Below are 6,628 nucleotides of genomic sequence, written 5' to 3'. Positions count from 1 at the left end.
GAGACTGCCCGCGAGAAACCCGACGGCGAAGAAGAAGAGCGCGCTGTTGACGGCGTCGATCAGGTTTTCGCCGAGGCTCTCGATTGCGCCGCGGACGATTTCGGAAGGGGGAAGCGTCGCGGTGTCCCGGCTGACGATCATCGAAAGCGCGCGGCGCGCGGCCGCAAGGTCATTTCGGCTCAGCGGTTTGCGGATTGCTTCGGCGTGTTCGAGAAGACTGCGCGGCGCGATGGTGACGTAGAGCAGAACCGCCGCAACGGCGGGCGCGAACTCTCCGGCGAAGCGGGCGACCGCCCACGCGGCGGCGGCGATGGGGAGCGTGAGCAGGAGCCAGCCCGTCAGGCCGGAGAAAATGCCGTTGCCGAAGGTTTTGCGACAGAGTGTTTCAACGCCTCCTGCGGCGCGCCCGAAGAGCGCGACCGGGTGGAACCTGGAATGGGGATCCCCCAGCAGGAGATCCAGCACCAGCGCAACGCCGAGGGCAATGAGAAATCCGATCATCGTGCCAGCTCCTTTATGAAGTGATCCAGCGCCGCCGGATTCGAGGCGAAGTGGAGGTGCAGATAGCTCCCCGCCACCCGGTTGCGGACACTGCCCGCATCGCGCGGTTCGCCGCGGAGCGGACGGGCGTGAAAGAGCGGTTGAGTTCCTGCGGGGAGTTCGGCGCTCGAGTAGTGGAACTCATGCCCCTGAATTCTGGTTCCGGCGGGGCCGAAGAGACCGTCCGCCGCGGTGACGGCTTCGCGGTAGCCGAGGGCGGAGAGGCGGTTGTGCATCTTCGCTTCGCCGGGGAGCAGGCCGAGCAGAGGATGGCGGACGCCGTCGAAGCCGGAAAGTCCGTCGAGGAGGTAGAGAAATCCCCCGCACTCCCCCCATACCACCCGGCCGGAGGCGGCGAAACTCCGGATGGCGTCGAGCATCGCACCGTTGGCCGCCAGAGTCTCCGCGAAGAGTTCCGGGTATCCGCCGCCGAACCAGAGTCCGTCGAGCTCCGGCGGGAGAGTCCGGTCATGGAGCGGGGAGAAGAAGACCAGTTCCACCCCGCGTTCCCGGAGAAGTTCAAAATTCTCCTCGTAGTAGAAGTGGAACGCCTCATCCTGTGCCACGCCGAGGCGGAGCTTCGAAGTTGTCTGCGCCGCCGCGGGAATCACCGCCGCCGGGCGCGGAATGCGGACCAGTTCGAGCAGTTTCCCGAGATCGATGCTCTCCTCTGCCGCGTCGGCCATGCGGTCGAGCAGGGCCTCGTCGAGGGTGCCGGTGGTGAGTCCGAGGTGGCGCTCCGGCAATCGCCACGCTTCGTTGCGGTCGAACCGGCCGAGGAGGGGGGGGAGGCCGGCCGCGCGCAGGGCGTCGGCGAGGAGTTCCGCGTGGCAGGCCGAACCGGTGAAGTCGGCGATCACCCCGGCGATGCGCACCTGGAGATCCCATTCGCAAAACCCCTTCACCAGCGGAGCGATCGAGCCGGAGATGCCGCGCGCGTTGACCACCAGCACCACCGGCAGGCCGAGCCGGGCGGCGATTTCGGCGGAACTGCCCGCGCGGGAGCCGGGGTAGGGACCGTCGAACAGCCCCATCACCCCTTCGACGACGGCGACATCGGCGGAAGCGGCACTCCGGGCGAAGGCGGTGTGGAGCGTCTCTCCGGCGTGAAAGAAAGGATCGAGGTTGAACGACGCCCGTCCTGCCGCCTGCCGATGGAAGGAGGGGTCGATGTAGTCCGGTCCGCACTTGAAGGGGGCGACGTCGAGGCCGCGTCGCCGGAGTGCGCGCAAGAGCGCAACGGCAAGCGTGGTCTTGCCGCTGCCGGAGTTGACTCCGCCGAGGAGGAATGCCGACAGAAATTCAGAGTTCAAAATCCTGTTTCTCCCGATAGCCGCGGCGGCAGTAGAACCGGCCGTCCCGGAGGATGGTTTTCGAGTTGCCGAGGATCACCAGCGTGGACATGTCCACCGTGTCGAAGGGGAAGTTGTCGAGCCGGGCGAATTCGATTTTCTGCCCGCTCCGCCCGATGTGGTGAACCAGCGCCGCCGGGAGATTTCCACCCGCCCGGCGGTAGACTTCGACGGCGAATTCGAGCAGTTCCCGCCTCCGGCTGCTCGCCGGATTGTAGAGCGCGGTGACGAAATCCCCTTCGGCGAGAAGTTTTAACCGCTTCTCGATCAAATCTTTCGGCGTCATCAGGTCGGAGAGGCTCACCACGGCGAAGTCGTTCATCAGCGGCGCACCCGCCAACGCGGCGGCGGCGGTCGCCGCCGTCACGCCGGGGACGACGATCACTTCGATCGACTGGTATTTCTCCTGTTCGGTCAGCTCGAGGAGCAGTCCCGCCATGCCGTAGATTCCGGCGTCGCCGGAGGAGACCACGCCGACAATCTCGCCGTTGAGCGCGGCGTCGAGCGCTTCGCGACAGCGTTTGAGCTCTTCGCGCATCGAGCCGGCGATCACCTTTTTGCCCCGGAGCCGTTCCGGAATCAGATCAAGATAGGTGCGGTAACCGGCGATGACCGTACATTTTTCGAGGATTTCCGCGGCCTGCGGCGTCAGATACTCCGCCGCGCCGGGACCGATTCCAATGGCGTACACTTCAGACATGATCCACCTCCATCGCGACGGCGGCGGTGACGTCGCTTCTGCTCTGTTTGGGGACGAGTATCCGGGCGTCCGGTCCGGCGGCGAGGAGCGCCGCCGCCTCCGAAACCGAGTGGAGCCCGAGATGCTGTTCCGCCGCCGCCGAGGGGGTCGGCACCGGAATTTGATTCAATTCGCCGGCGGAGAAGAAGCGAAGTTCCTTCCCCGCGCTCCGGGCGAACTCCAGCAAACCGGGTTCGTTGGATTTCAGCTCGGCGCTGGCGATCACATCCACTTCGTCTAGTGTGAGTTGATGGGTGTCGAGCACGTCGAGAACCACCTCGCGGATCCGCTCCGCCGGGACCCCTTTCCGACAGCCGACGCCGAGGGCGGTTTTCCGCTTCACAAGGCGCAGTTCGGTGCCGTTGGCGACTCGCCGGATGAGAATCGCTCCCGGTTCCGGAGCGCCTCCGGCCAGCCGGAATCCGGGCTGGTCGGCGAACCAGCGCTGGAAGAGCTCCTGCGGCATGAAGAGGTCGAACGCCTCCCCGTCGAGCCGTGCGGCGGAAAGTTCCGCCAGCGGCTCCTTTGAGACCAGCCGGTAGTGACAGCGGGCGGCGAATTCGTCGAAGGCGAGCAGGTGATTCACATCGCTCGCGGTGGTGATGACCGCCTTTCCGCCGGTGATCCGGGCGACCTCGGCGGCGAGCCGGTTGGCTCCGCCGAAGTGGCCGGAGAGCAGACTGATCGCGTACTGCCCGGCCTCGTCGCAGACCACTACGGCCGGATCGTGGAGCTTGTCTTTGCAGAGCTGTGCCGCATGGCGGACGACGATGCCGGCGGCCATGACCATGACGAAGGCGTCGAACTGTTTCCAGCTGTCGGCGAACACGGCGGAGAAGCCCCCCCCTGGGAAACTGCGCCGCCGGGCGGCGGGAACGGCCGAAGCGTACTTTTCCGGCACGAAGATGACCGCGTCGTGCAACCCGGCGGCGATCTCCGCCGCCTTGCAGGCCGCTTTGCGGGTGAGGGCGAACAGCGCGACTTTGCCGGAGAATCCGGCGCCACACCGCCCGCCCCGCCGGTAGCCGTGCGAGAAGGATTCATCGTAGAGCTTCGACAGGTCGCCGTTCCGCTCGAGCACTTCGCCGATCACGATCATCGACTGGCGCTGAATTCCGGCGTCGGCGACCTTTTGCGCGATGTCGGAGAGAGTGCCGCGGACGATCTGCTCGTTGGGCCAGCTCGCCCGGTAGACCACCGCCGCCGGCGTCGAGGGGGAGCGCCCGGCGGAAAGGAGTTTCTTTACCAGACTCTCCATCTCTCCGACACTCAGAAAGATGCACATGGTCGAACCGTGCGCGGCAAGCTGGTCGAGCGCCTCCTTTTCCGGCACCGGGGTGCGTCCGGCGTCGCGGGTGAGGATGACGCTCTGCGAAAGGCCGGGCATGGTCAGCTCCACCTTGAGTGCGGCGGCGGCGGCGAAGGCGCTGCTCACCCCCGGCACCACTGAATAGGGAATGCCGAGGCGGTCGAGTTCACGGAACTGTTCGGAGACCGCTCCGTAGATGGCGGGATCCCCGGTGTGCAGGCGGACCACATGGCCGCCCTGCTCATACGCTTCCCGCATCTCGCGCAGAACTTCGGGGAGAGCGAGTTTCGCGCTGTTGACCAGCCGGGCTTTGGGTGCGAGTTCCAACAGCTCCTCGTTGACCAGGGATCCCGCGTAGATGACCAGATCGGCGTCGCGGAGCGCGGCGGCGCCGCGCAGGGTGATGAGATCGGGCGCGCCGGGACCGGCACCGACAAAGGTGATTGATCCACTCATATTCTATTCATTCTCCGGTTTGACGAACACCGCGATGGTGATCGGATTTTCCGCTTTGAAACAGTGATGCTCCCCGAGCGCGGCGGCGCGGCTGACGTTGACGGTCAGCAGCTCTTGGCGGTACGGGGCGAGAACCGTGGCCAGCACGGCGGCGCTCTCCACCAGCACCGCCGTGGCGACCAGCCGGCCGCCGGGGCGAAGTTGTTCAAACGACTTCGTCAGCAAGGCGGGCAACGCGTCGCCGCCGCCGCCGATGAACACCCGGTCGGGGGCGGGGAGCGTGTCGAGCAGCGATGTCGCGTCGGCGCAGTGTGCCGTGAAGGCGTTTCCGCCGGAGCGGCGGATGTTTTCCGCAAGTTCGGCGAAGCGCTCCGGATTCTTCTCCACCGCGTGAACTTTCAGTTCCGGAACGAGTTCCGCCGCCTCGATCCCCACCGAACCGCTGCCCGCGCCGAGATCCCAGAGCACGCCGGATGCCGGCAGCCGGAGTTTGGAGAGCACGATTGCGCGCACTTCCGGGTGGGTGATCATCTGTTTGGAGTGAAGGTAGTCCGCATCCTCCCTGCCGAACCCGCAGTCGGGCGTGTCACTGTTCTCTCCGGGCAGGATCAGCAGAATCGAAAGCGCCTGGTCGGGTACCGCTCCGGCGGCCAGTTCCGCCAGCGTGCCGCGGACCACCAGCTCCGCCTGCGTGTTGAGGTCGCACCCGGCGGCGGCGCGCCGGTTCCCGGCCGCCGGAAAGGCGGCGATAAGCTCCGCGGCCAGCTGTCGCGCCGTGCGGCGCGGGTCGCCGTAGAGAACTGCACCGGGGGTGCGGAGAATTCTCCGCCACGGAAGCGGGGTGTCGGTGCCGTGACAGTGGAAGAGCTCCCACTTCTCCCACGGTTCGCCGAGCCGCGCGGCCAGCAGTTGAAATGCCGCCGTGCCCGGGTGGACACGATACGACCCCTCCGGCAGCAGCCGGCGGAGGGTGCCGCCGATGCCCCAGCAGAGCGGGTCGCCCGATGCGGCGACGACCAGCCGCGCGTCGGATTCCTGCCGCAGAAGGGATTCCAGTTCGGCGGCGAGATTGCCGCCGAGCGGAACTTTGCGGGCGGAGAGTTCCGGCGGCAGGGCGGCGAGAATCCGCTTCCCCGCCGCGACGATGTCGGCGTTCCGGAGCAGTTCGATCGATTCGGTGCTCCAGTCGCGGCCGTCGAAGCCGATGATGTCAATACTCTTCATGAAAGAATTTTCTCCTTTCGGTCATCGTAGAGCGCAATTTCCAGCCGGATTCCGGGGTGGCGGCCGGAGAGGAGCCGCAGTGCGGCTTCGTGGAGGCGCCGCTGGATCGCCCGGAACTCCTCCGGCGTGAGCTGTGCGGCAAGTTCCCCGGTCGTGTGGAGTTTCTCCAGCGGAACGCCGGGCAGTTTCACCCCGAACTCCTCCAGCCGCGTCAGGTCAAGTTTCGTGTTGGCGGCGTGGGTGTTGCGGTCGCCGCAGGCGTATTTAAAAAGTTTGCCGGTCATACAGCCGAGCACAATCCGTTCGAGCCGGGCCGTCTCCGCCGCGCGGAGCGCTGCATCGATGAAGTCGCCGATGCGGATGATCGCTTCGGGCGGAAGCTCCGGGTAATCGCGCGCGACCGCCTCCGCCGTCCGGTTGCCGGTGACCAGCGCCGCCGCTTTGCCCCCCGCCGCCGCGACGGCGCGCAGCTGCAGGGCCACCGTCGCGGCATACGCGGCGTTGGAGTAGGGGCGCACGATGCCGGAGTTGCCCAGAATCGAAATGCCGCCGACGATGCCGAGAGTCGGATTGAGCGTCTTTTCCGCGAGAACCTTCCCCGCCGGAACCGAAATGACGACCGTGAGCTCTTCGCCCGGAGTCTTGCCGAATCCGGCCCGTTCGAGGTTCTTCCCCAGCATGCGGCGCGGCCCGGGATTGATCGCAAAACGGCCCGGCGGAACGGCGAGCCCCGGCCGGGTGACGACGCCGACCCCTTCGCCGCCGGTGAAATGAAGCCACCCTTCGCCGCACGGTTCGCGGAGGGCGCGCGGGTCGTCGCACGGCCCCGGGCGGAGTTCCACATGGATCTCCGCCCGATCGGTCACATCCGGGTCGTCGCCGCCGTCCTTCCGCACCGTTGCGGAGCCGGGGGCGCACTGCTCCAGCGGGATGGTGAGAAACGAACCATCCGGCAGCAGCAACTCCACCTGTTCCGGTGACGGAACGCCGTGTCGCGCAATCCAGGCG

General features: G+C 66.8%; 6 protein-coding genes. All 6 read right to left on the bottom strand.

Annotated features, from left to right (window positions below):
• Nucleotides 1-501, bottom strand: a 501-nt coding sequence (locus ACMLHG_RS07185; RefSeq protein ID WP_417170055.1) for a CobD/CbiB family cobalamin biosynthesis protein, incomplete at its 3' end; no start/stop codon positions are given.
• Nucleotides 498-1,853, bottom strand: coding sequence for a cobyrinate a,c-diamide synthase (locus tag ACMLHG_RS07180; protein ID WP_417170054.1), 1,356 nt, complete (start codon nt 1,851-1,853; stop codon nt 498-500). The genes ACMLHG_RS07185 and ACMLHG_RS07180, both read right to left, overlap by 4 nt.
• A complete protein-coding gene (gene cobJ / locus ACMLHG_RS07175; RefSeq protein ID WP_417170053.1) occupies nt 1,843-2,592 on the bottom strand; it encodes a precorrin-3B C(17)-methyltransferase in 750 nt (249 codons plus the stop codon). The genes ACMLHG_RS07180 and cobJ overlap by 11 nt, the downstream gene beginning before the upstream one ends.
• Nucleotides 2,585-4,396 carry a precorrin-4 C(11)-methyltransferase gene (gene cobM / locus ACMLHG_RS07170; protein WP_417170052.1) on the bottom strand — a complete coding sequence of 604 codons (1,812 nt, stop codon included), beginning with the start codon at nt 4,394-4,396 and terminating at the stop codon, nt 2,585-2,587. Before cobM ends, cobJ begins: the two co-directional genes overlap by 8 nt.
• Nucleotides 4,397-4,399: 3 nt before the next feature.
• Nucleotides 4,400-5,620 (bottom strand): precorrin-6Y C5,15-methyltransferase (decarboxylating) subunit CbiT, encoded by a 1,221-nt coding sequence (gene cbiT, locus ACMLHG_RS07165; RefSeq protein ID WP_417170051.1) that lies wholly within the window; start codon nt 5,618-5,620, stop codon nt 4,400-4,402.
• The coding region (cbiD, locus tag ACMLHG_RS07160) for a cobalt-precorrin-5B (C(1))-methyltransferase CbiD (protein WP_417170050.1) at nt 5,617-6,628 on the bottom strand (1,012 nt) is incomplete at its 5' end. The genes cbiT and cbiD, both read right to left, overlap by 4 nt.

This window comes from Victivallis sp. (genome assembly GCF_048170485.1).
Lineage (GTDB): Bacteria > Verrucomicrobiota > Lentisphaeria > Victivallales > Victivallaceae > Victivallis.
The sequence above is the reverse complement of the archived record's forward strand: the minus strand, read 5'-3'. Positions and strand labels throughout refer to the sequence as shown.

Excerpts from the sequence above, each read along its gene's own strand:
- cobJ (WP_417170053.1), bottom strand. The coding sequence starts at position 2,592 with ATGTCTGAAGTGTACGCCATTGGAATCGGTCCCGGCGCGGCGGAGTAT.
- cobM (WP_417170052.1), bottom strand. The coding sequence starts at position 4,396 with ATGAGTGGATCAATCACCTTTGTCGGTGCCGGTCCCGGCGCGCCCGAT.
- cbiT (WP_417170051.1), bottom strand. The coding sequence starts at position 5,620 with ATGAAGAGTATTGACATCATCGGCTTCGACGGCCGCGACTGGAGCACC.